Raw genomic sequence first — 24,380 nt, 5'->3', positions numbered from 1 at the left:
GTTAGATCACTTATTACTCATTTGTGAGTATATTCTCCTCCGCAATTAAAACCACAACGATGGAGCGGATATGAAAAAATTAGCGGTGGCAGCCCTTATCTTAAGCAGTCTCTCTGGCGGCGCTTACGCGCATGAAGCAGGTGAATTCTTTATTCGTGCCGGTTCGGCAACGGTACGTCCAACGGAAGGGTCCGACAATGTGCTGGGTATGGGCGGGTTTAACGTCAGCAATAACACCCAGTTAGGCCTGACGTTTACGTATATGGCAACGGATAACATTGGCGTCGAGCTTTTAGCCGCCACGCCATTCCGTCACCGCGTCGGTTTAGGACCGACCGGGGACATTGCCACGGTGCACCATTTGCCACCAACGCTGATGGCGCAGTGGTACTTCGGCGATTCCAGCAGCAAGGTGCGCCCTTATATTGGTGCAGGCGTTAACTACACCACCTTCTTTGATGAGAAATTTAACGATACCGGTAAAGAGGCCGGGCTCTCCGATCTCAGCCTGAAAGACTCGTGGGGCATGGCGGGACAGGTTGGTCTGGATTATCTGATTAATCGTGACTGGCTGATCAACGCCTCTGTCTGGTATATGGACATTGATACGGACGTGCGCTTTAAAGCTGGCGGGCAGCAGCAAAGTATCAATACCCGTCTGGATCCGTGGGTATTTATGTTCTCAGCAGGCTATCGTTTCTGACAGAAGATATATCCCCTGTCAGCCGGTGATTGCTGTATGGTGGTTGTTCCACACACCTGTCTGGAGGGGATATCCCCAACATCAAATTTGAGTGTCCGGTTTGTGCAGGTAAACAGTTTCAGTTCACGACGTTCAGCCCAGCACATAGCCTACCTCACGGTGCTATCTGTTCCGTTTGCGGAACACGTCTCACCATTCATTCATGCCTGCCGAAGCTCAGACGACGACGGTGGCCAAAGCCAGTAAACTAGAAAAGGCCTCTGAGAGGCCTTTTTCGATCGTGAAATCACTTCTGAATTAAATAACGAATGGTTGGTCCGTCCTGCTGGATATCCAGCACGGTATAGCCGTGATTTTTGGCATCAAGCGGAATGTTATTGATCGACTGGGGGCAATCGCTCACCACTTCCAGAATTTCACCTTTCTTTAGCTGCGGTAGCGCTTCAAGCGTGGCGACGGCCGGGTAAGGGCAAGGTTCACCCACCATATCGAGACGATAATCAGGCACGATCTCTTTCATGCGGCATTCTCCTGAGTTTCAGTTTTGGCGGTGGCGCGTCGGAAGAAGCGCTTCTCTTGTGCAACAACCAGTAAGAAGGCGATGAGCAGCAGGGCATAGGTCACCAGGAGCCCCCCGAGTGGACCAAAGGTTTTCAGCAGGTTGACCTTGTCCCAGTTTGTTACCAGCACCGGAGAGACGTCATCCCAGTAGCAGGCCAGAAGGGTAGAGCCAATCACGTTACCCAGACCCACCCACCAGTAATGCACCTGGCCTTCCACAGCGCGATACATCCAGCCGGTTTCACACCCGCCCGCCAGCACGATGCCAAAGCCAAACAGCAGCCCGCCAATCACGGCATTTGGGCCCGCCCACATAATTTTTGGCTCCACGCCGAGCTGAACATAGCTGAAGATGCCAATTGCGCTCACGGCCATGCCGGCAATGATCGCCTTCGCCATCATGGTGCGTCCGGTGATCCACATATCGCGAAACGCGGAGGTAAAGCAGATCTGCGCGCGTTCAATCAGCAGACCAAAGCCGACGCCGAACAGCATGGCCAGACCGAGTTTGGGCTGATTCATTGCCGTGCAAATCGCCCAGGCAACCATAGCAAAAAAGACCAGCATACCGAGGCGGAAACGACGACGCGCCTGATCGGGTTTTTGCGTTAACGGAGAGGCAGCGCTAACTTTCGTCATTTTCACCGGAATGCGGAACAGCGGCAGCAGGGTGAATTTAGCACCGAAGTAGGAGCCGATGGCGGTGGCGACGGCAAAGAACCAGGCATGCAGCGAGAACTGCGGAATGCCGGTAAAGAACGCGGCCAGATTACAGCCCATCGCCAGACGAGCGCCAAATCCGGCAATGATGCCGCCGACCACGGCCTGCATAATGCGGATGCGGCTTTTCGGCATGCGCAACTTAACGTTGTTGGCCCACAGCGCGGCCGCAAAACAGCCGCCGAACATGCCAATGATCATCATTCCGTCGATGCGGGTCAGCGGTGTGCCCTCAAGATGGATCAGTTTGAAGTAGCCCCACTCTTCGGCATGGACGCCTGCCAGCTGTAATAGCTGCCCACCCCAGCGGGTAAACTCGCCCGTAACAGCCCAGAAGGTGCCGGTAATACCGAAATAATAGGTAGAGAGAATGCCTGCCGCGATAACGGCCGGAACAGGTGACCAGAACTTAACCAGGTAAGTCTGTTTGAAGGAATACCATGACATGAATAACCTCTGAACTCAGAAGGGTAACGCTAAAAAGAGCCCAGATCATACGCTTACGCGAAAGTTTGGAAAGTCATTCACACCGAAAATATCGACAGGATCAATTTTGACCTGCTTCTTTCAGGAAGAGAGGAGGGAAAACCGCCTGACGCCGGGGCCAGACGGTGTTAACGGTTACGCCTTGCGCGTGGCCGCTTTCATGGATGTGACGAATGCGTGTAATTCAGCCAGCATCTGCTGTGGCTTATCCACGTTCTTCTCGATAATTTTCACGATAGCCGAACCCGAAATGGCCCCGGCGGCTTTCGCGTCAATCGCCGCAGTAACCTGATCCGGTGAGGAAATGCCAAAGCCCTGAAGCGGCGGTGCAGCATGGTATTCTGCAAGCTTCTCCACCAGATGATGCAGCGGCAGCGCGGCTTTGTTTTCCGCACCGGTGACGCCCGCACGGGAGAGCAGGTAGGTGTAACCTCGTCCGTAAGAGGCAATCTGGCGCAACAGATCGTCATCGGCATTCGGTGGACAGATGAAAATCGGCGCGACGTTGTGGCGCATTGCCGCCTGACGGAATGGCGCAGACTCTTCAACGGGCACGTCAGCCACCAGCACGGAGTCAACGCCCACGCGGGCGCACTCTGCGTAAAACGCATCAATGCCGCGGCTGAACACCAGGTTGGCGTACATCAGCAGGCCGATCGGAATGGTCGGGTGCTTCTGACGGATCGCCGCCAGCATTTCAAAGCACTGGCTCGGCGTCACGCCCGCGGCAAACGCGCGTAGCGTTGCGTTCTGAATGGTCGGGCCATCCGCCAGCGGATCGGAGAACGGAATACCGAGCTCCAGCGCGTCGGCACCGGCATCAATCAGGGTGTCGATAATCTTCAGCGACTGCTCCGGGCCGGGGTCGCCCAGCGTCACGAAGGGAACGAACGCGCCTTCCTGGCGGGCTTTCAGTTGTGCAAATGCGTTGTCGTAGCGTTCCATCAGATTTCCCCTCGTGCTTTCAGAATATCGTGAACGGTGAAGATATCTTTGTCACCGCGACCGGAAAGGTTTACCACCAGCAGCTGCTCTTTTTCCGGGTTTTCCTTCATCATTTTCAGCGCGTGCGCCAGCGCGTGGGAAGACTCCAGCGCCGGGATGATCCCTTCATTGCGGCACAGCGTTTTGAAGGCCTCCAGCGCTTCGTCATCGGTGATGGAGACATAATCCGCGCGGCCGGTGCTGTTCAGGAACGCGTGCTGCGGCCCTACGGACGGGAAATCCAGCCCGGCAGAGATCGAGTAAGACTCCTCAATCTGCCCTTCATCGGTCTGCATCATCGGGGCCTTCATGCCGAAGTAGATCCCCACGCGGCCATGCTTCAGCGGCGCACCATGCTCGCCCGTTTCAATGCCGTGGCCGGCAGGCTCAACGCCAATCAGCCCAACGCTGGTTTCGTCGATAAAATCGGCAAACATGCCGATGGCGTTAGATCCGCCGCCAACGCAGGCGATCACCGCATCCGGCAGGCGACCCTCTTTTTCGAGGATCTGCGCTTTAGTCTCTTCGCCGATCATGCGCTGGAATTCACGCACGATGGTCGGGAACGGGTGCGGGCCCGCGGCGGTACCGAGCATGTAGTGGGCGGTTTCGTAGCTGCCAGACCAGTCGCGCAGCGCTTCATTACAGGCATCTTTCAGCGTGGCAGAACCGCTGTGCACCGGGATCACTTCCGCCCCCATCAGACGCATACGGAACACGTTTGGCGACTGGCGCTCAACGTCCTTCGCCCCCATGTAAATGCGGCATTTCAGGCCGAGCAGGGCGCTGGCGAGCGCTGAGGCCACACCGTGCTGCCCCGCGCCGGTTTCGGCGATGATTTCGGTTTTACCCATCCGCTTCGCGAGCAGCGCCTGGCCCAGCACCTGGTTAGTTTTATGCGCGCCACCGTGCAGCAAATCTTCACGCTTAAGATACAGCGTAGTTTTAGTGCCTTCGGTCAGGTTGCGGCACTTTGTCAGCGCCGTCGGACGACCGGCGTAGTTTTTCAGCAGGTCAGTAAACTCCGCCTGAAACGCCGGATCTTTCTGTGCGCTCACGAACGCTTCTTCCAGCTGGCGCAGCGCGGGCATCAGGATTTGTGGGACATACATCCCACCGAACTCACCAAAATACGGGTTAAGTAATGTCGTCATCTTCTCTTCCTTAATATGCACGCAGAGTTTTAAATACCGATGCCAGCTTGCTGGCGTCTTTAATGCCCGGTTGGGACTCTACGCCTGAATTGAAATCGAGGCCGGCGCAGCCGGTTTTGGCCGCTTCCACACAGTTATCGGGGCTTAATCCCCCCGCCAGCAGGACATTGTCCAGCACTTCGCCACGCAGTAGTGACCAGTCGAAACGCTGCCCCGTGCCGCCCTGGCCGTTGTCGAGCACGTATTTATCAACATGCTTCAGGTTACGCGCGGGCAGGGTGGCGCCAACGCTTTGCGCTTTCCAGATCTGAACCTGAGGCGCCAGAGCATGTCGCAGAGCATCAATGTACGCCTGATCTTCATCGCCATGCAGCTGAACCGCGCTCAGGGATAACGCGTCCGCTTTAGCCGCAACGTCGTTAATATCCGCATCGCGGAACACGCCCACGTAGTTCAGTGGCGCAGCCGCCATCACCTTGCGCGCCTGTTCCTCATTAACGGCGCGAGGAGAGGACTCAACAAAGATCAGACCACCATAGATTGCGCCCGCTTCATATGCGGCCTGCGCATCCTGTTCACGGGTCAGGCCGCAGACTTTGTTCTCACCCAACAGCACGCGGCGCACGGCCGCATTAAGATCGTCGTGTTCCATCATCGCGGAGCCGATCAGGAAACCGTTGGCAAAGTGGCTGAGTTCGCGCACCTGAGCGTAGCTGTTTATCCCGGATTCGCTGATCACCGTGACGCCCGCGCCCAGACGCGGCGCAAGCTGGCGCGTACGGTTGAGGTCAATCGACAGGTCGCGCAGGTCGCGGTTGTTAATGCCGACCACTTTGGCTTCCAGCGCGATGGCGCGCTCCAGCTCCTCTTCGTTGCTCACTTCGGTCAGTACGCCCATATTCAGGCTGTGCGCGACGGCGGAGAGCTGGCGATACTGCTCGTCATCCAGCACGGAGAGCATCAGCAGGCAGGCATCGGCCTGGTAAAAGCGCGCCAGCCAGATCTGATACGGGTCGATAATAAAGTCTTTGCACAGAATCGGCTGCGGCGCGATGCCGCTGACTACGGGCAGAAAATCGAAGCTGCCCTGGAAATATTTCTCATCCGTCAGCACAGAAATGGCAGACGCATGATGCTTGTAAATACCGGCAATACGCGCCGGGTCGAAATCGTCGCGGATCACGCCTTTGGACGGAGACGCTTTTTTACACTCCAGAATAAACGCGGTACGCGCGCCCTGGAGCGCATCATAAAAACGACGGCTGCTCGGAACGACGTCATTCTGAAAACTGGCGAGCGGCTGCTGTTGCTTGCGGGCTTCCACCCAGATGGCCTTATCGGCGACGATTTTCGCTAAAACGGTCTGCATTATTTACCCTCTTGCCGCAAGTGCGGTAACGCGATCGTAAGCTGCACCGGAGCGCAGTACGTCCAGAACTTTTTGGGCGCTGGCTTTCAGATCTTCCTCGCCATGTAAACGCATCAGCATGGCTACGTTGGCCGCCACGGCGGCCTCATGGGCGGCCTCACCTTTACCTTGTAATAAGCGCGTGAGAATGTCACGGTTTTCTTCCGGCGTGCCGCCCGCCAGGGCGTCCTGATGGTACGGGGTCAACCCGAAGTCAGCGGCCTCAAGCTGATAGTTCAGCACTTCGCCGTTATTCAGTTCCGCCACCAGCGTGGGCGCATGCAGGGAAACTTCATCCATCCCGCCGCTGTGTACCACGGCGGCGCGTTGGTAACCGAGGACGCGCAGCGTCTCCGCAATCGGCAGGACCAGTTCCGGGCTGTAAACGCCAATCAGCGCCAGCGGCGGGTGCGCCGGGTTAATGAGTGGACCGAGCACGTTAAACAGCGTGCGGGTTTTAAGCTGCTGGCGAACCGGCATCGCGTGGCGGAAACCGGTGTGATACTTCGGCGCAAACAGGAAACAGACGCCCAGGTCATCCAGCGCTTCACGGGAACGCTCGGCGTTCATGTCCAGGTTGATACCGAAAGCCGCCAGCAGGTCGGACGATCCTGAACGGCTGGACACGCTGCGGTTGCCGTGTTTCGCCACTTTCAGACCGCATGCCGCGGCCACAAAGGCGCTGGCGGTGGAAATATTGATACTGTTACTGCCGTCGCCACCGGTCCCGACAATATCGGCAAACGGGTAGTCCGGGCGCGGGAACGGGGCGGCATTTTCCAGCAGCGCGGTTGCGGCACCGGCGATCTCCTGCGGGCTTTCGCCGCGTACCTTCATGCTCACCAGCGCAGCGGCGAGCTGCTCAGGCTTCAGCTCGCCGCGCACGACGGCGGAGAACAGCTGGTGGCTCTCCTGCTGGCTCAGGGTCTGAGCCTGATACAGTTTTTCCAGAATCGGTTGCAGGGTGTTGGTCTGCTCCAGCTTTTGCAGCGCCCAGTCGAGCGTTTGCTCCAGCAGGCGCGCGCCGTTGGACGTCAGGATAGATTCCGGGTGGAACTGCATCCCGCAGACGCGATCCGCATCATGACGCACCGCCATCACCATCCCTTCAAACGAGGCGTTAATGGTCAGCCCGGCCGGAATGTTGCTGCCAACCAGCGAGTGGTAACGCGCTACCGGAAGCGGGTTCGGCAGCCCGGCAAACATCGCCTGACCGTCATGTTCAATACTTGACGCTTTGCCATGCAGGATCTCCCCCGCCTGACCCACGTAACCGCCGTAGGCTTCGACAATCGCCTGATGGCCAAGGCAGATGCCGATAATCGGCAGCTTGCCGCGCATACGGGTCAACAGCTCAGGCATACAGCCTGCTTCGCTCGGTGCGCCTGGGCCCGGGGAGAGCATCAGCACTGGGTTTTGCATGGTCGCCAGACGGTCAATCAGCGTCTGGGCCGGAACGTGGTTGCGATAGATAACGACATTGTGACCATTCGCACGCAGCTGATCTGCCAGGTTGTAGGTAAAGGAGTCGATATTATCGAGCAGCAGAATGTCAGCCATCAGAAAATCTCCTGTGCATGGTGTGCGGTAGCAATGGCGCGCAGTACCGCGCGCGCTTTACTGCGGGTTTCGTCGGCTTCCGACTGCGGAACAGAATCCAGCACAATTCCGGCCCCGGCCTGGACGGTGGCAATGCCGTCCTCAACGTAGGCGGAGCGGATCACGATGCAGGTATCGAGGTCACCGTGAGCGGTGAAATAGCCCACGGCACCACCGTAGCTGCCGCGACGGCGTCCTTCCGCTTCGGCGATCAGCTGCATAGCGCGGACTTTCGGCGCGCCGCTCAACGTGCCCATGTTCATGCAGGCGCGGTAGGCGTGCAGGACGTCGAGGTCGTGGCGCAGCTCACCCACCACGCGGGAGACCAGGTGCATGACGAAGGAGTAGCGGTCGACTTTGGTCAGGTCCGCCACGTAGCGGCTGCCAGGCGTGCAAATGCGTGCCAGATCGTTACGCGCCAGGTCAACCAGCATCAGGTGTTCGGAGAGCTCCTTATGGTCGGTACGCATTTCCAGTTCAATGCGGCTGTCGAGATCGCGGTCCAGGGAGCCATCGGCACGACGGCCGCGTGGGCGGGTTCCCGCTATCGGGTAGATCTCAATCTGGCGGCTGGTGGCGTCGTACTTGAGGGAGCTTTCCGGCGACGCGCCAAACAGGGTGAAATCATTGTCCTGCATAAAGAACATGTAAGGGCTTGGGTTGCTCTTTTTAAGCACATCGTAAGCCGCCAGCGGCGACGGGCAGGGCAGTGAGAAGCGACGGGACGGCACCACCTGGAATATCTCCCCGGCACGAATCGCTTTTTGCATCTGACGCACCACCGCGCCGTACTGATCGTCGGTCTGACTCACCTCGCAGGTCATCTTTTCAACACGCTGCACCGGGAGTGCGGGCGGTGCTTCCGACATCTGCTGTTGCAGTTGGGCGATGCGCTGCGCGAGGCGATTTTTCTCAGACGCAGACGGCGTGTACAGGCTGGCCTGGATGCGGGTGTATTTTCTCTGATGGTCGATCACCAGCAGGGTTTCGGCCAGGTAGAAGCAGTAGTCCGGGCAGCGGTTACCCTGCTCGGTTTGGGGTAAATCTTCAAAGCCAGCAACCAGGTCGTAAGCAAACAGCCCGCCAAAGAACATTGCTTCGCGCTCATCTTCCGGTACGGCCACCAAATTTTGCAGCAGACGGAAGGCGTCAAAAACGGAGAGCGAGCAGAGGCGGGCATCCTCATCCAGCAGCTGGCTTACCGGTGGGAAATGCAGAATTCTCAGGTCCGGATGACGCTCATTTTCAATACCTGAAGGCAGAGCCGCATCCAGCAGCGGCAGCAGCGACGCGCCATTCTCAGATAACGCCTTAATAGTGACAGTATCACCCGCTGCGGTAATGCGCAGCGCGCTGTCAACCAGCAGCAGGCTTTTGAGATCGTCCTTGCTGTCGATATCAGCAGATTCCAGCAGCAGCGTCGCAGGACGTGCACCGCACACCTGATGAAACAGCGCGGTAGGGTTATGGCGATAGGCCGCCTCGCAGGTCAGCAGTTCGAGGTGGGGTTTGGCTGTTTGCATGTTGTTGTTCTCATATTCTGTTCAAAAAAAAGCCCGCTGGGTAGCGGGCTGGGTATCTGTTTGCTTATCGCAGACGCGTGACACTGCCCGAAGATCAGGAAGTACGCCACCAACCGTGCAGAGCGAAATGTGCTGTCATTTTCAGATACCTTTCTCGTGTGAACTTGCGTACTAGTTAACTAGTTCGATGGCGTGTTGTCAACCCCTGATTTCAGTATTTCACGGTTAGTCGGTATCATAGGGGCTTCGGATGTCTCCAACCTGTTATGGGAAGTGCTTTGAGCGATACCACCTACGCCGTAATTTATGATTTACACAGCCATACGCAGGCTTCAGATGGCCTGCTGACACCCGAAGCCCTGGTCCATCGCGCCGTTGAAATGCGTGTCGGCACGCTGGCAATAACCGATCACGATACCACTGACGGCATTCCCGCCGCGCGCGCCGAGATTGTCCGCAGCGGACTGGCGCTGGATCTGGTGGCCGGGGTTGAGATCTCGACGGTCTGGGAAAACCACGAAATTCATATCGTTGGCCTGAACATCGATACAGAACATCCGGCCATGCGTGCTTTTTTGCAAGAACAAAAAACACGCCGCAATCAACGCGCGGAGATGATTGGCGAACGTCTGGAAAAAGCGCATATTCCCGGTGCGCTGGAAGGCGCGCGAAAGCTGGCGAACGGTGGGGCGGTGACGCGCGGCCATTTCGCCCGTTTTCTGGTGGACGCTGGTAAGGCGACGACCATGGCGAATGTCTTTAAAAAGTATCTGGCGCGCGGGAAAACCGGATACGTTCCCCCACAGTGGTGTACAATAAAACAAGCTATTGATGTGATTCATCATTCTGGCGGTAAGGCCGTGCTGGCCCATCCGGGGCGGTATAATCTTTCTGCTAAATGGCTGAAAAGACTGCTGGCACACTTTGCCGAATGCGGCGGTGAGGCGATGGAAGTTGCCCAGTGTCAGCAGGCACCCAATGAACGTTCGCAGCTCGCGACCTACGCCCGTCAGTTTGGCCTGCTTGGCTCACAGGGTTCAGATTTCCATCAGCCCTGCGCGTGGATTGAACTGGGGCGCAAGCTCTGGTTACCCGCGGGCGTTGAGCCTGTCTGGCAGCTCTGGGAACAGCCACAGCAAATTGAAGAGAGGGAAGTATGAGTCAGTTTTTCTATATCCATCCGGATAACCCCCAGCCACGTCTGATTAATCAGGCCGTGGAGATCGTCCGCAAAGGCGGCGTTATTGTCTACCCAACCGATTCTGGCTATGCGCTGGGCTGTAAAATCGAGGACAAAGGGGCGATGGAGCGCATCTGTCGCATCCGCCAGCTGCCGGACGGCCACAACTTCACCCTGATGTGTCGCGATCTCTCTGAGCTGTCGACCTATGCTTATGTTGATAACGTGGCGTTTCGCCTGATTAAGAACAACACGCCCGGTAACTACACCTTCATTCTGAAAGGGACAAAAGAGGTACCGCGTCGTCTGTTGCAGGAAAAACGTAAAACCATCGGCATGCGCGTGCCGTCGAACCCGATTGCCCAGGCGCTGCTGGAAACCCTCGGCGAGCCGATGCTCTCCACATCGCTGATGCTGCCGGGCAGTGAGTTTACCGAGTCCGACCCGGAAGAGATCAAAGATCGTCTGGAGAAGGTGGTGGAGCTGATTATTCATGGCGGCTATCTTGGCCAGCAGCCGACCACCGTGGTGGATCTCACCGAAGATGCGCCAGAAGTGATTCGTGAAGGCGTGGGCGATGTTAAGCCTTTCTTGTAAGGGTGTAAGCAGATATACTACGCGGCCATCAAAGCAGGGCGCCGCCCTGTTTTTGACCTGATTCGACGCCTGTGAAGGCGACACCTGAGGAAGCTCAATGAGCGAGAAGTTACAGAAAGTGCTGGCGCGTGCCGGCCACGGTTCGCGCCGTGAAATCGAAGCCATTATTGAAGCAGGCCGCGTGAGTGTGGACGGTAAAATCGCCACGCTCGGTGACCGCGTTGAAATCGTACCGGGGCTGAAGATCCGCATTGACGGCCATCTTATCTCCGTGAAAGAGTCTGCTGAACAGATCTGCCGCGTACTGGCTTACTACAAGCCGGAAGGCGAACTGTGTACCCGCAACGATCCGGAAGGCCGCCCGACGGTGTTTGACCGTCTGCCAAAACTGCGTGGCGCCCGCTGGATTGCCGTAGGGCGTCTGGACGTGAATACCTGCGGCCTGCTGCTGTTCACCACCGATGGTGAACTGGCAAACCGTCTGATGCACCCGAGTCGTGAAGTGGAACGTGAATACGCCGTTCGTGTTTTCGGCCAGGTTGATGAGAATAAACTGCGCGACCTGTCGCGTGGCGTTCAGCTGGAGGACGGCCCTGCGGCGTTCAAAACCATCAAGTTTACCGGTGGTGAAGGCATTAACCAGTGGTACAACGTTACCCTGACAGAGGGACGTAACCGCGAGGTGCGTCGTCTGTGGGAAGCGGTCGGTGTCCAGGTGAGCCGTTTGATTCGCGTCCGCTATGGCGACATTCTGCTGCCGAAAGGCCTGCCACGTGGCGGCTATACCGAACTGGATCTGACGCAAACCAACTACCTGCGCGATCTGGTTGGCCTGACGCCAGAAACCACGTCGAAAGTAGCGGTAGAGAAAGATCGTCGTCGCATGAAGGCGAATCAGATCCGCCGTGCGGTGAAGCGTCACAGCCAGGTTAGCAGCAATCGCCGCTCTGGCAGCCGTAATAACAACGGTTAATCGAAAAGCCCGGTGAATATACCGGGCTTTTTTTCTTCAGTAATCTATCCCCATTTGCGCTTTGATACCCGCATCGAACGCATGCTTAACCGGACGCAGCTCGCTGACGGTATCGGCCAGCTCCAGAATATCCCGATGACACCCGCGCCCCGTGACGATAACCGTCTGATGCGCTGGGCGGTTTTTCAGGGCAGCCAGCACGGCCTCCAGAGGCAGATAGTCGTAGGCGACCATATAGGTGATCTCATCCAGCAACACCATGTTAAACGACGGGTCAGAGAGCATCCTTTTGGCATGCTCCCAGACGGCGAGGCAGGCTGCGGTATCGGTTTCCCGGTTCTGGGTATCCCAGGTAAAACCGGTCGCCATCACCTGAAACTCAACGCCATGCGGCTCGAGCAGATTACGCTCGCCGTTGGGCCATTCACCCTTGATAAACTGGATCACGCCCACTTTCTGCCCGTGCCCGACTGCGCGGGTGGCGGTACCAAATGCGGCGGTGGTTTTGCCTTTACCGTTGCCGGTAAACACAATGAGGATCCCGCGCTCGTCCTGAGCGGCCGCCACGCGTGCATCAACCTGTTCTTTCAGACGCTGCTGGCGCTGCTGATGACGATCTTCACTCATTGCGATATCCCCGGTTTGCGGCCTGGCTGGGCATCGAAGGTCATTCCGGTTTTACGACGGCTGTCGTCACCCATCAGCCACAGGTAAAGAGGCATAATATCGGCCGGGGTTTTAAGCTTTTGCGGATCTTCTGTCGGGAAGGCGCTGGCACGCATTTTGGTGCGTGTACCGCCCGGGTTAATACAGTTAACCCGCAGGTGGCGGCTTTGGTACTCTTCGGCCAGCACCTGCATCATTCCTTCGGTGGCAAATTTTGAGACGGCGTAAGCCCCCCAGTTCGCACGCCCCTGACGCCCCACGCTGGAGGAGGTAAAGACCAGCGAGCCGGAATCGGAGTTGAGTAATAAAGGAAGCAAGGCCTGGGTCAGGAAGAACGTCCCGTTGACGTTAACCTGCATCACCTGCTGCCAAATCTCCGGATCCTGTTCATCCATCGGGCGCACTTCGCCCAGTAACCCCGCGTTGTGCAGTACGCCATCCAGACGCGGATAATGCGTGCTGATACGCTGGGCAAGGGCCTGACATGACGCTGGCGTACAGGTCAGCAGATCGAGCGTATACCAGGGCGTGGGGGTACCGCCGGCGTTTTCGATTTCACGGGCGACGGCCTTGAGCTTTTCTTCATTACGTCCCAGCAGAATAAGGCTCGCACCGTATTCAGAATAGGTCAGCGCCGCTTCGCGACCAATCCCGTTGCTGGCACCGGTAACCAGAATGATGCGGTTCTGTAGAAGGTTTTTTTGTGGCTGATAATGCACGGTGGCTCCTCAGGCGCATTGGGCGTGACTTGCACCTTTATTTATGACTTTTCGGCTTTATGCCCGAAACAGCGTCAGAATTCAATCAGTCTACAGGACAGATCGCTGGGAAATTAACAATTTGCAAAGATTTAAACCAGAAACGGGGGATTCCTGAAGCCGCCTCGCAGAGGTAATGTCCAGAGCGAGACGCCTGCGCAGGGCTGTTGTACACTGGCGTGAAAGATTCGTGGTTAAATCAAGGTGGAACGCGTGGAATTACTTTCTCAGTATGGGTTGTTTTTGGCCAAAATCGCGACGGTGGTTATAGCTGTCGCGGTGATTGCCGTCCTGATTGTTAACCTGACGCAGCGTAAGCGTCAGCGTGGTGAGTTACGCATTACCCGCCTGAGCGAACAGTATAAAGAGATGCAGGAGGAGATGTCTCTGGCGCTGCTTGACGATCATCAACAGAAGCTGTGGCTAAAAGCCCAGAAGAAAAAACATAAGCAGGACGCCAAAGCTGCGAAGGCGAAAGCTAAACTCGCCACGCCACAGGCTGACGCAAAACCGCGCGTCTATGTGCTCGATTTTAAAGGTAGCATGGATGCGCATGAAGTCTCCTCACTGCGTGAAGAAGTGACGGCGGTGCTGGCCGTGGCGACAGCCCAGGATCAGGTGGTGGTACGCCTTGAAAGCCCGGGTGGCGTAGTGCATGGGTATGGACTGGCGGCTTCGCAGTTACAACGTCTGCGGGATAAACAGATCCCGCTCACCGTGGCGGTAGATAAGGTCGCGGCGAGTGGCGGCTATATGATGGCGTGCGTGGCGGATAAAATCGTCGCGGCACCGTTCTCCATTATCGGCTCGATTGGGGTAGTCGCGCAGATCCCTAACTTCAATCGTTTCCTGAAAAACAAAGAGATCGACATTGAACTGCATACGGCGGGCCAGTACAAACGTACGCTGACGCTGCTCGGCGAAAATACCGAAGAGGGACGGCAGAAATTCCGGGAAGATCTGAACGAAACCCACCATCTGTTCAAAGATTTCGTGCACCGCATGCGCCCAACGCTGGACATTGAGCAGGTGGCTACGGGCGAGCACTGGTACGGCACGCAGGCGCAGGAGAAAGGGCTGGTGGATGAAGTGGGTACCAGCGACGACCTCCTGCTCAACCTGATGGACGGCCGTGAGCTGGTGGGGGTGCGCTTCACCCGACGTAAGCGCCTGCTCGACCGTTTTACCAATAGCGCGGCAGAAAGCGCGGATCGCCTGCTGCTACGCTGGTTGCAGCGCGGACAAAAGCCGCTGCTGTAAAGAAAAACGCGAGGCAGATGCCTCGCGTTTTCGTTTTAATCGACCAGGTGGTACTTCTCTGAGAGGGTATGCGCCAGGTATTTAAACATGTTAAATACGGCGGTGCTTTTTGGGGTGGGTAATCCTTGTTCATCAAGGAAGTATTCACCGCTGAACACCAGCACGCCATTACGTTGTTCCACGCCAGTCGCTTCAATCCCCGCCAGGGTGTCTTCATGGTCGCGAATGAGTTTGTTTGCTTCGATAAGCAGTGAAGCTCGGTCAATGGGTTGGGTCGTATTCTGCATATTCCACTCCTTAAACAGTGACAATAGTCTACGCCTGGGTCGCTTCGGGGGCAAATTTTCCCTGTTATCAGAGGGGATAAGGAACAGGGGCTGGCTGGCGGGATTTGCTTTTGCATGCTAATAAAGTTGCGTAACGAATTTTATCAGGTACAGTGTGCGCTTTCGTCATTCTGGCAACAGAATTGCTTGACATTCGACCGGGAATTCGTCACGAATGAACTTTGATGTGAGAAAAATACCCGAAAACTCAATGACCTGGATGTCGCCATTCTGACGTTCGGTAACACATAGGGGTTGATATCCCCTGACGACGTCGCAATATCAATGGCTCGTCGTCAGCGGAAGGGAAATCAACGTGCGGCGTATTCCTGGAAGAATTAAATTAGGTAAAGGTGAATATGGGTAAAGCTCTCGTCATCGTTGAGTCCCCGGCAAAAGCCAAAACGATCAATAAATATCTGGGCAATGACTACGTGGTTAAGTCCAGCGTTGGTCACATTCGCGACTTGCCGACCAGTGGCTCAGCCAGCAAAAAGAGCGCAGACTCTACCTCCACCAAAGGGGCTAAAAAGCCTAAAAAGGATGAACGTAGCGCGCTTGTCAACCGCATGGGTGTTAACCCATGGCACAACTGGGATGCACATTACGAAGTGCTGCCAGGCAAAGAAAAAGTCGTTAACGAGCTGAAACAGCTTGCTGAAAAAGCAGACCACATTTATCTCGCAACCGACCTTGACCGCGAAGGGGAGGCCATCGCATGGCACCTGCGGGAAGTGATCGGGGGTGATGACAAACGCTACAGCCGTGTAGTGTTCAACGAAATTACAAAGAATGCGATTCGTCAGGCGTTTGAAAAGCCGGGTGAACTGAATATCGACCGTGTAAACGCTCAGCAGGCGCGTCGCTTTATGGACCGCGTTGTTGGCTACATGGTCTCGCCGTTGCTGTGGAAAAAGGTCGCTCGCGGCCTGTCTGCGGGGCGTGTGCAGTCTGTTGCTGTTCGTCTTGTTGTTGAGCGTGAACGCGAGATCAAAGCGTTCGTCCCGGAAGAGTTCTGGGAAGTTGATGCGAATGTCACCACGCCGGGCGGCGATGCGCTGCCGTTGCAGGTGAGCCACCACAACGACAAACCGTTCCGACCTGAAAATCGCGATCAGACCATGGCCGCCGTGGCGCTGCTGGAAAAAGCGCGTTATCAGGTTCTGGATCGTGAAGACAAACCGACCAGCAGCAAGCCTGGCGCACCGTTTATCACGTCAACGCTTCAGCAGGCGGCGAGTACGCGTCTGGGTTACGGCGTGAAGAAAACCATGATGATGGCCCAGCGTTTGTATGAAGCGGGTTACATCACCTACATGCGTACTGACTCCACCAACCTGAGCCAGGACGCTGTCAACATGGTGCGCGGCTATATCGAGGACAACTTCGGTAAGAAATACCTGCCGGACAGTCCTAATCAGTACGCCAGCAAAGAGAATTCTCAGGAAGCGCACGAAGCGATTCGACCTTCTGACGTTTCCGTTCTGGCAGAATCGCTGAAAGATATGGAAGCGGACGCCCAGAAGCTGTATCAGCTGATCTGGCGCCAGTTCGTAGCCTGCCAGATGACGCCAGCGAAATACGACTCCACCACGCTGACCGTCGGCGCGGGTGATTTCCGCCTGAAAGCGCGCGGCCGTATTCTGCGCTTCGACGGCTGGACAAAAGTGATGCCTGCGCTGCGTAAAGGTGATGAAGACAGAACGCTGCCTTCAGTCAACAAAGGTGACGAGCTGTCGCTGGTTGATCTGGTCCCGGCTCAGCACTTCACCAAGCCACCTGCGCGCTTTAGCGAAGCATCGCTGGTGAAAGAGCTGGAAAAACGCGGAATCGGTCGCCCGTCCACCTATGCGTCAATCATTTCGACCATTCAGGATCGTGGATACGTTCGCGTTGAGAACCGTCGTTTCTATGCTGAAAAAATGGGGGAGATTGTCACCGACCGTCTGGAAGCGAACTTCCGCGAGTTGATGAACTATGACTTCACCGCGCAGATGGAAGACAGCCTCGATGAGGTTGCCAGCCATAAGGCAGAGTGGAAGAAAGTTCTCGACAGCTTCTTCAGCGATTTTACCAATCAGCTTGAGAAAGCCGAGAAAGATCCTGAAGAAGGCGGCATGCTGCCTAACCAGATGGTACTGACCAGCATCGACTGCCCAACCTGTGGCCGTAAAATGGGGATCCGTACCGCGACCACGGGCGTGTTCCTCGGTTGCTCTGGTTATGCGCTGTCACCGAAAGAGCGTTGCAAAACCACCATCAACCTCGTGCCGGAGAACGAAGTTCTCAACGTGCTGGAAGGTGACGATGCGGAGACCAACGCACTGCGCGCCAAACGCCGCTGTAAGAAATGCGGCACGGCGATGGACAGCTACCTGATCGATCCAAAACGCAAACTGCACGTTTGTGGCAATAACCCGACCTGCGATGGTTATGAGATCGAAGAAGGTGAGTTCCGCATTAAGGGCTATGACGGTCCGATCGTTGAGTGTGAGAAATGTGGTTCCGAAATGCACCTGAAAATGGGACGCTTCGGTAAGTACATGGCATGCACCAACGACGACTGTAAAAACACGCGTAAGATCCTGCGTAACGGTGAAGTTGCGCCGCCGAAGGAAGATCCGGTTCCGCTTCCTGAGCTGCCGTGTGAGAAGTCAGACGCGTATTTCGTGCTACGTGACGGCGCTGCCGGGGTATTCCTGGCGGCCAACACCTTCCCGAAATCGCGCGAAACCCGTGCGCCGCTGGTAGAAGAGTTGTACCGCTTCCGTGACCGTCTGCCGGAAAAACTGCGTTACCTGGCCGATGCGCCACAGCAGGATCCGGAAGGCAACAAAACCGTGGTGCGCTTCAGCCGTAAAACGAAGCAGCAGTATGTGGCGGCAGAGAAAGAGGGCAAAGCGACCGGATGGTCAGCCTTCTTCGTCGACGGGAAATGGGTTGAAGGCAAGAAATAATCTTCCCTTACCGTAACTTACCTGTGAAAGGGCCGGACTTCCGGCCCTTTTTTATTACGTAGTTATTATTTTTTGTTCCGTACTATACAGCCTGGCTATAAATGATATAGTGGTTATAGTTAACCCGTTTCTTATTATCAAATCGTCTTAAGCGATTGACGCATGCGCTAAATCGGATGGTCTGGCATGAAATTACAGCAGCTTCGCTATATCGTTGAGGTCGTCAATCATAACCTCAATGTCTCTTCCACCGCAGAGGGTCTTTATACCTCGCAGCCCGGCATCAGCAAGCAGGTGCGTATGCTGGAGGATGAGTTAGGTATTCAGATCTTTGCCCGCAGCGGTAAGCACCTGACTCAGGTCACGCCGGCTGGACAGGAAATCATACGCATCGCACGGGAAGTACTCTCCAAAGTCGACGCCATTAAATCCGTCGCCGGGGAACATACCTGGCCGGATAAAGGCTCTCTGTATATTGCCACCACGCACACCCAGGCGCGTTATGCGCTTCCCGGGGTGATCAAAGGTTTCATCGAACGCTATCCCCGCGTTTCCCTGCATATGCATCAGGGCTCACCGACGCAAATCGCAGAGGCCGTGTCTAAAGGCAATGCAGACTTCGCTATCGCGACGGAAGCCCTCCATCTGTACGATGATCTGGTCATGCTCCCGTGCTACCACTGGAACCGCTCTATTGTCGTGACCCCGGATCATCCGCTGGCGGGGAAGGGCGAAGTGACAATCGAAGAACTGGCGCAATACCCGCTGGTGACCTATACGTTCGGCTTTACGGGCCGTTCTGAACTGGACACCGCGTTTAACCGCGCCGGATTAATGCCACGGATTGTCTTTACGGCGACGGATGCGGACGTCATAAAAACATATGTGCGTCTGGGCCTGGGCGTTGGGGTTATTGCCAGCATGGCGGTAGATCCTGTCTCAGACCCGGATCTGGTGCGTCTGGATGCGCATGATATTTTCAGCCACAGCACCACCAAGATAGGTTTTCGTCGCAGCACGTTCCTGCGCAGCTATATGTATGATTTTATTCAACGCTTCGCGCCACATTTAACGCGCGACGTGGTGGATACAGCTGTAGCGTTACGCTCCAATGAAGACATCGAAGAGATGTTTAAAGACATTAAACTTCCCGCCAAATAATCACACCCGGTATCTTTCTGGTACGGAAAGATACCGTCATTCCCCTTTAAACCTGAATTAGAATTATCATCATCTACGTCCACTGTCATATATCGTCATAACCCATTAAATGACTATGGTTTTACTGTCGCAAATTTGCGACAAAAGTAGAAACTAATTTACAGGTGTGCAAATTATTCTTTTCAATTATTTATTTCGGGTCAAAAGATTGAATTTTCCCAGGCCCAGATACGTAAATTCACTGGCTTTTCGGCTAAAGTTTCTTTAGGATTTATCTCATCAGATGATTACTTGTGCCAATTGTTTGGTCTCTAAATGATAAGCGATGTCGATTGTATGAGGTTAGCAATGCCGTCAGGAAGTGAAGAACCGCAAAGGGATCCCGCGCTTAAGCGTAAAGCCTGGCTGGCGGTCTTTCTTGGCTCTGCCCTGTTCTGGGTGGTGGTTGCTCTTCTTGTCTGGAATTACTGGGGTTGATTATGGTCATGACGGTGCGTACAGAAGCGAGAAAAGAGATGTGTCAGCTTCGTGACAATGCTCACAAAGCCCGTAAGGCGCCAGCAACCAGCGTGCCAGCTTCCTGGAAACTGACGCCACAGCAGCAGGCCTTTATTGATGTGTTCGCGGAAGACGAACCCAAAAAACAATAATTTTGAATTTTGCGTAATGATGCAAATAGTCTGAATAAAGACTGTGCGCTTTTGTACTCCTTAATAAATACACATCAGCAATATAGAACGAGGGCAGACCTCGCAACCTTAAATAATTAAAGTCTGGTGTCCCTATGATGAATAACATGACAACCGTAAAATACTGGTCATGGCTCGGCGTATTCTCAGCGTCGATCCTCTTCTGGTGTCAGCTCCTCTGGCTGGCCTTGCACTAAATCGTAAAACCTCGCCACGGCGGGGTTTTTTGTTTTATCCCTCGTGTTGGACCATTCCTAAATTTATCAATTTGGGTTGTTATCAAAACGTTACGACATCTTTGTGTTATCTTTAATTACAGCCCTGATGATTGTCAGGACATCCCTGTTTTTAAGGAGGAGCTTATGTCGTTAACCCTACGCGAAGCCAGTAAGGACACATTACAGGCGGAAAATAAAACCTGGCGCTACTATAGCTTACCGCTGGCTGCCAGAACGCTTGGGGACATTTCGCGGTTACCCAAGTCGTTGAAAGTCTTACTGGAAAACCTCTTGCGCTGGCAGGATGGCGACTCGGTTACCGAGGAGGATATCCAGGCTCTGGCAGGGTGGCTGAAGAATGCACATGCAGACAGAGAAATTGCCTATCGCCCGGCCAGGGTGCTGATGCAGGATTTCACCGGCGTACCAGCGGTTGTGGATTTGGCTGCCATGCGTGAAGCCGTTAAGCGTCTCGGGGGCGATACTGCTAAGGTTAACCCCCTGTCCCCGGTAGACCTCGTCATTGACCACTCCGTCACCGTCGATCACTTTGGTGACGACGATGCTTTCGGCGAAAACGTCCGTCTGGAGATGGAACGTAACCATGAACGCTACGTATTTCTGAAATGGGGTCAGCAGGCGTTCAGCCGCTTCAGCGTTGTTCCACCGGGCACCGGCATTTGTCACCAGGTCAACCTGGAATATCTCGGCAAAGCCGTCTGGAGTGAATTGCAGGATAAAGAGTGGGTGGCTTACCCGGATACGCTGGTGGGCACCGATTCACACACAACCATGATTAACGGCCTTGGCGTTCTGGGTTGGGGCGTCGGTGGTATTGAAGCGGAAGCGGCCATGCTCGGCCAGCCGGTATCAATGCTCATTCCCGATGTGGTGGGCTTTAAGCTGACCGGTAAATTGTCCGAAGGCATCACCGCCACGGATCTGGTTCTGACGGTCACCCAGATGCTGCGTAAGCATGGTGTGGTGGGTAAATTCGTTGAATTTTATGGCGATGGTCTGGATTCCTTGCCGCTGGCGGACCGGGCCACCATCGCCAACATGGCGCCGGAATATGGCGCGACCTGCGGCTTTTTCCCGATTGATAGCGTTACGCTGGAGTATATGCGCCTCAGTGGTCGCAGCGAGGAGCAGGTGGCTCTCGTTGAGGCCTACACCAAAGCGCAGGGCATGTGGCGTAACCCGGGTGACGAGCCGGTATTTACCAGTACGCTGGAACTGGATATGGGCACCGTTGAGGCAAGCCTCGCAGGGCCAAAACGTCCGCAGGACCGCGTCGCCCTGAGCAACGTTCCCAAAGCCTTTGCCGCCAGCAATGAGCTGGAGGTTAACGCCGCGCAAAAAGATCACCGTCCGGTGGACTATGTTCTGAACGGGCATCAGTATCAGCTTCCTGACGGCGCCGTGGTGATCGCCGCTATCACTTCCTGTACCAACACGTCCAACCCGAGTGTGTTAATGGCTGCCGGGCTGCTGGCAAAAAAAGCGGTAGAACTGGGGCTCAAGCCACAGCCATGGGTTAAAGCCTCTCTGGCGCCTGGTTCGAAAGTGGTTTCCGATTATCTGGCGCAGGCCAGACTCACGCCTTACCTCGACGAGCTGGGCTTCAACCTGGTGGGCTACGGCTGTACGACCTGTATCGGTAACTCTGGTCCACTGCCTGAGCCTATTGAAGTGGCGATCAGGCAGGGTGATTTGACCGTTGGCGCGGTACTTTCTGGTAACCGAAACTTTGAAGGGCGTATTCATCCGCTGGTGAAAACCAACTGGCTGGCCTCGCCGCCGCTGGTTGTAGCCTATGCGCTGGCCGGAAACATGAACATTAACCTGGCGACCGATCCGATTGGTCACGATCGCAAAAATGAACCGGTCTATCTGAAAGACATCTGGCCATCATCGCGTGAAATTGCGCGCGCGGTAGAGAAAGTTTCCACCGAGATGTTCCGCAAAGAGTATGCGGAAGTGTTCGAAGGCACAGCGGAATGGAAAGCGATCGACGTGGTGGGTTCCGATACCTATGACTGGCAGGATGATTCCACCTATATTCGCCTGTCGCCATTCTTCGACGAAATGCTGGCGGAGCCTGCACCGCTGAAAGATATTCACGGCGCGCGGATCCTGGCGATGCTGGGCGATTCCGTCACCACCGACCATATCTCTCCGGCGGGGAGCATCAAGGCGGACAGTCCGGCAGGTCGGTATCTGCAAAGCCGTGGCGTGGAACGTCGCGATTTCAACTCCTACGGTTCGCGCCGTGGTAACCACGAAGTGATGATGCGCGGGACCTTTGCCAACATCCGCATTCGCAATGAAATGGTTCCGGGCGTGGAAGGGGGCATGACGCGCCACCTGCCGGATACAGAGGTCATTTCAATTTATGACGCAGCCATGAAGTATCAGCAGGAGGGGACGCCGCTGGCCGTTATTGCCGGTAAAGAGTACGGCTCCGGTTCCAGTCGCGACTGGGCGGCAAAAGGTCCGCGTCTGCTCGGGGTTCGCGTGGTGATTGCCGAATCCTTTGAACGTATCCACCGCTCAAACCTGATCGGCATGGGGATCTTGCCGCTGGAGTTCCCGCAGGGCGTGACGCGTAAAACGCTGGGTCTGACCGGGGAAGAGCAGATTGATATCAGCGGTCTGCAAAATCTGCAACCGGGTAAAACCGTTCCGGTGAAATTAACGCGCGCAGATGGTACGACAGAAGTGCTGGATTGCCGGTGTCGTATTGATACGGCAACAGAGCTGACCTATTACCAGAACGACGGCATTTTACATTATGTAATTCGTAAGATGCTGGACTGATAAAATCGCCCGGCACATGTGCCGGGCGTTTTGCGTTTACTCGCTCAGCAGATGCCCCATTTTGGCGGCTTTAGTATCGAGGTAGTGCGCGTTTTTCGGGTTGCGGCCGACAATCAGCGGCACGCGTTCCACGATATTGATGCCCGCTTCAGTGAGGATTTCCACTTTCTTCGGGTTATTGGTCAACAGACGCACTTCGTCCACACCCAGCAGCTTGAACATATCTGCGCACAGGGTGAAATCGCGCTCGTCAGCAGCAAAGCCGAGCTGATGGTTCGCTTCGACGGTATCGTAGCCCTGATCCTGCAACGCGTAGGCGCGGATTTTATTCAGCAGGCCAATATTGCGTCCTTCCTGACGGTGATACAGCAGAACGCCACGTCCTTCCTCTGCGATATGAGAAAGGGCGGCTTCAAGCTGGAAACCGCAGTCGCACCGCAGGCTGAACAGCGCGTCACCGGTCAGACACTCTGAATGAACGCGGGACAGCACCGGCGTTTGCCCCGAAATGTCGCCGAATACCAGGGCGACGTGATCTTGCCCGGTTGCCAGTTCTTCAAAACCCACCATCAGGAAATCGCCCCATGGGGTTGGCAGTTTGGCTTCTGCCACACGTTTAAGCTGCATGTGATTCTCCAGACCAGGCTGACACGTTTCGTGCCTTTGCCCCATTATGCTTTCTGTATTGGACTATTTTGCCACAAGCCCGGCAACTTCACCTAATCACCACCACGCTTTACAAACGTTAAACGCACAATCCGACATATCCACCAGAATGAAGAAATTCAGTTATGATTGTGGTGCTTAGTGAAAAAGGAGAGGACATGCTTTCGATTGCCAGACGAACGGCCGCAGGTGCCGCCGTATTGCTCGTTATACCCTTGGTCGTTTGGTTCTCCGGCTGGATGTGGCAGCCCGGACAAAACGAGACGTGGCTGAAAGCCCTATACTGGATAACCGAGACGGTCACCCAGCCGTGGGGGATTATTACACACGTGCTGCTCTGTGGCTGGTTCCTGTGGTGCCTGCGCTTTCGCCTTCGTGCGGCGCTGGTACTGTTTGCCATTCTCGGCGGGGCCATACTCATCGGGCAGGGGGTGAAGTCGTGGGTGAAAGATCGCGTGCAGGAACCCCGTCCTTTCGTCGTCTGGCTGGAAAAAACGCACCATGTTCCGGTGGATGAGTTCTACAATTTAAAGCGTAAAGATCGCGGTGCGCTGGTAAAGGAGCAACTTGCGGAACAGCAGGATATCCCGACCTTTTTACGCAAACACTGGCAAAAAGAGACCGGCTTTGCGTTTCCTTCCGGGCATACGATGTTTGCTGCCAGCTGGGCGCTACTTGGCGTAGGACTGCTGTGGCCGCGTCGGCGTACCCTCACGATTGCGATTTTGCTGGTCTGGGCGACAGGCGTAATGGGCAGCCGGATGCTGCTGGGGATGCACTGGCCGCGTGATTTGGTGGTGGCAACGCTGATCTCGTGGGTACTGGTGACGCTGGCGACCTGGCTTGCACAACGTTTTTGTGGACCCCTGACGCCGCCGCCGGAAGAGAAGGAAGAAATAGCCGAAAGGGAGTCTGGCGGAACCTGAAGGTTGATATTCCGCATTTTGACCATAAATCCATGTAGGGCGCAT

24 protein-coding genes and 1 other annotated feature are annotated in these 24,380 nt (G+C 55.6%); of the genes, 12 read left to right on the top strand and 12 right to left on the bottom strand.

Translation table 11 applies throughout. The annotated features are described in order from the left end of the window. Positions 1-70 precede the first annotated feature (70 nt). Positions 71-703: an outer membrane protein OmpW gene (ompW, locus tag RY075_RS12980; RefSeq protein ID WP_003856769.1), complete on the top strand. Its 633-nt coding sequence runs from the start codon at positions 71-73 to the stop codon at positions 701-703. Positions 704-989: 286 nt separating this feature from the next. Here ompW and yedF read toward each other — a convergent pair whose 3' ends face one another. The 8 genes from yedF to trpL all read right to left on the bottom strand — a co-directional run bounded on the left by yedF (position 990) and on the right by trpL (position 9,277). After that, positions 990-1,223, bottom strand: coding sequence for a sulfurtransferase-like selenium metabolism protein YedF (yedF, locus tag RY075_RS12975; protein ID WP_003856774.1), 234 nt, complete (start codon positions 1,221-1,223; stop codon positions 990-992). Further along, a complete protein-coding gene (gene yedE, locus RY075_RS12970) occupies positions 1,220-2,431 on the bottom strand; it encodes a selenium metabolism membrane protein YedE/FdhT (protein WP_045346342.1) in 1,212 nt (403 codons plus the stop codon). The genes yedF and yedE overlap by 4 nt, the downstream gene beginning before the upstream one ends. 174 nt (positions 2,432-2,605) lie before the next feature. Then, positions 2,606-3,415, bottom strand: coding sequence for a tryptophan synthase subunit alpha (trpA, locus tag RY075_RS12965; RefSeq protein WP_032609356.1), 810 nt, complete (start codon positions 3,413-3,415; stop codon positions 2,606-2,608). Then, a complete protein-coding gene (trpB, locus tag RY075_RS12960) occupies positions 3,415-4,608 on the bottom strand; it encodes a tryptophan synthase subunit beta (RefSeq protein WP_003856780.1) in 1,194 nt (397 codons plus the stop codon). The genes trpA and trpB overlap by 1 nt, the downstream gene beginning before the upstream one ends. 10 nt (positions 4,609-4,618) lie before the next feature. Next, entirely contained in the window at positions 4,619-5,977 is a 1,359-nt protein-coding gene (gene trpCF / locus RY075_RS12955; protein ID WP_003856781.1) for a bifunctional indole-3-glycerol-phosphate synthase TrpC/phosphoribosylanthranilate isomerase TrpF, read from the bottom strand. Positions 5,978-5,980: 3 nt separating this feature from the next. After that, complete coding sequence (gene trpD / locus RY075_RS12950) at positions 5,981-7,576, bottom strand: bifunctional anthranilate synthase glutamate amidotransferase component TrpG/anthranilate phosphoribosyltransferase TrpD (protein WP_232967207.1); 1,596 nt, start codon at positions 7,574-7,576, stop codon at positions 5,981-5,983. Further along, positions 7,576-9,138 carry an anthranilate synthase component 1 gene (locus tag RY075_RS12945; RefSeq protein ID WP_045346340.1) on the bottom strand — a complete coding sequence of 521 codons (1,563 nt, stop codon included), beginning with the start codon at positions 9,136-9,138 and terminating at the stop codon, positions 7,576-7,578. The genes trpD and RY075_RS12945 overlap by 1 nt, the downstream gene beginning before the upstream one ends. A 23-nt stretch (positions 9,139-9,161) precedes the next feature. Further along, positions 9,162-9,256 (bottom strand) — a sequence feature (Trp leader region). Beyond that, complete coding sequence (gene trpL, locus RY075_RS12940) at positions 9,233-9,277, bottom strand: trp operon leader peptide (RefSeq protein WP_071524153.1); 45 nt, start codon at positions 9,275-9,277, stop codon at positions 9,233-9,235. Its footprint overlaps the feature before it by 24 nt. A 127-nt stretch (positions 9,278-9,404) precedes the next feature. Here trpL and rnm point away from each other — a divergent pair, with 127 nt between their 5' ends. The 3 genes from rnm to rluB all read left to right on the top strand — a co-directional run bounded on the left by rnm (position 9,405) and on the right by rluB (position 11,888). Next, positions 9,405-10,298, top strand: a complete 894-nt coding sequence (rnm, locus tag RY075_RS12935) for an RNase AM (RefSeq protein WP_023314252.1) — start codon at positions 9,405-9,407, stop codon at positions 10,296-10,298. Then, a complete protein-coding gene (locus RY075_RS12930; protein WP_003856793.1) occupies positions 10,295-10,915 on the top strand; it encodes an L-threonylcarbamoyladenylate synthase in 621 nt (206 codons plus the stop codon). The genes rnm and RY075_RS12930 overlap by 4 nt, the downstream gene beginning before the upstream one ends. Before the next feature lie 97 nt (positions 10,916-11,012). After that, on the top strand, positions 11,013-11,888 hold the full coding sequence (rluB, locus tag RY075_RS12925) for a 23S rRNA pseudouridine(2605) synthase RluB (RefSeq protein WP_003856794.1): 876 nt from the start codon (positions 11,013-11,015) through the stop codon (positions 11,886-11,888). 36 nt (positions 11,889-11,924) lie between these two features. On the opposite strand, the gene cobO is transcribed toward rluB, so the two are convergent. After that, positions 11,925-12,515 (bottom strand): cob(I)yrinic acid a,c-diamide adenosyltransferase, encoded by a 591-nt coding sequence (cobO, locus tag RY075_RS12920; RefSeq protein WP_048240656.1) that lies wholly within the window; start codon positions 12,513-12,515, stop codon positions 11,925-11,927. Beyond that, complete coding sequence (locus RY075_RS12915; RefSeq protein ID WP_232967205.1) at positions 12,512-13,273, bottom strand: YciK family oxidoreductase; 762 nt, start codon at positions 13,271-13,273, stop codon at positions 12,512-12,514. Before RY075_RS12915 ends, cobO begins: the two co-directional genes overlap by 4 nt. A 252-nt stretch (positions 13,274-13,525) precedes the next feature. On the opposite strand from RY075_RS12915, the gene sohB reads away from it, so the two are divergent. Further along, entirely contained in the window at positions 13,526-14,572 is a 1,047-nt protein-coding gene (gene sohB / locus RY075_RS12910; protein ID WP_022651351.1) for a protease SohB, read from the top strand. A 35-nt stretch (positions 14,573-14,607) separates the two neighbouring features. Here the strand turns inward: sohB and RY075_RS12905 are convergent, their stop codons facing one another. Continuing rightward, the gene (locus RY075_RS12905; protein WP_003856804.1) at positions 14,608-14,859 is read right to left on the bottom strand and encodes a YciN family protein; all 252 of its coding nucleotides are present in this window, start codon (positions 14,857-14,859) and stop codon (positions 14,608-14,610) included. A 398-nt stretch (positions 14,860-15,257) separates the two neighbouring features. Between RY075_RS12905 and topA the strand changes: the two genes are divergently transcribed. The 6 genes from topA (at position 15,258) to acnA (ending at position 22,743) form a co-directional block, all read left to right on the top strand. Then, positions 15,258-17,855, top strand: coding sequence for a type I DNA topoisomerase (gene topA, locus RY075_RS12900; protein ID WP_003856806.1), 2,598 nt, complete (start codon positions 15,258-15,260; stop codon positions 17,853-17,855). A gap of 186 nt (positions 17,856-18,041) precedes the next feature. Then, positions 18,042-19,016 carry an HTH-type transcriptional regulator CysB gene (cysB, locus tag RY075_RS12895; protein ID WP_232967204.1) on the top strand — a complete coding sequence of 325 codons (975 nt, stop codon included), beginning with the start codon at positions 18,042-18,044 and terminating at the stop codon, positions 19,014-19,016. 336 nt (positions 19,017-19,352) lie between these two features. Further along, the gene (locus RY075_RS12890; RefSeq protein ID WP_213083754.1) at positions 19,353-19,493 is read left to right on the top strand and encodes a YmiA family putative membrane protein; all 141 of its coding nucleotides are present in this window, start codon (positions 19,353-19,355) and stop codon (positions 19,491-19,493) included. A gap of 2 nt (positions 19,494-19,495) precedes the next feature. Further along, the gene (locus RY075_RS12885; protein ID WP_006810843.1) at positions 19,496-19,666 is read left to right on the top strand and encodes a hypothetical protein; all 171 of its coding nucleotides are present in this window, start codon (positions 19,496-19,498) and stop codon (positions 19,664-19,666) included. A 137-nt stretch (positions 19,667-19,803) separates the two neighbouring features. Beyond that, complete coding sequence (ymiC, locus tag RY075_RS12880; protein ID WP_032103392.1) at positions 19,804-19,902, top strand: small membrane protein YmiC; 99 nt, start codon at positions 19,804-19,806, stop codon at positions 19,900-19,902. A gap of 165 nt (positions 19,903-20,067) precedes the next feature. Continuing rightward, on the top strand, positions 20,068-22,743 hold the full coding sequence (gene acnA, locus RY075_RS12875) for an aconitate hydratase AcnA (protein ID WP_022651350.1): 2,676 nt from the start codon (positions 20,068-20,070) through the stop codon (positions 22,741-22,743). A 36-nt stretch (positions 22,744-22,779) separates the two neighbouring features. On the opposite strand, the gene ribA is transcribed toward acnA, so the two are convergent. Next, complete coding sequence (ribA, locus tag RY075_RS12870; RefSeq protein WP_003856813.1) at positions 22,780-23,370, bottom strand: GTP cyclohydrolase II; 591 nt, start codon at positions 23,368-23,370, stop codon at positions 22,780-22,782. A 197-nt stretch (positions 23,371-23,567) separates the two neighbouring features. On the opposite strand from ribA, the gene pgpB reads away from it, so the two are divergent. Further along, positions 23,568-24,335, top strand: coding sequence for a phosphatidylglycerophosphatase B (gene pgpB, locus RY075_RS12865; protein ID WP_003856815.1), 768 nt, complete (start codon positions 23,568-23,570; stop codon positions 24,333-24,335). The last annotated feature ends 45 nt before the right edge of the window (positions 24,336-24,380 follow it).

The sequence above is a fragment of the Enterobacter sp. JJBC genome, from assembly GCF_036936505.1.
In the GTDB taxonomy this organism is placed as follows: Bacteria; Pseudomonadota; Gammaproteobacteria; order Enterobacterales; family Enterobacteriaceae; genus Enterobacter; species Enterobacter hormaechei_C.
Note: the sequence above shows the minus strand (reverse complement) of the source record. Positions and strands in the feature narration are given on the sequence as shown.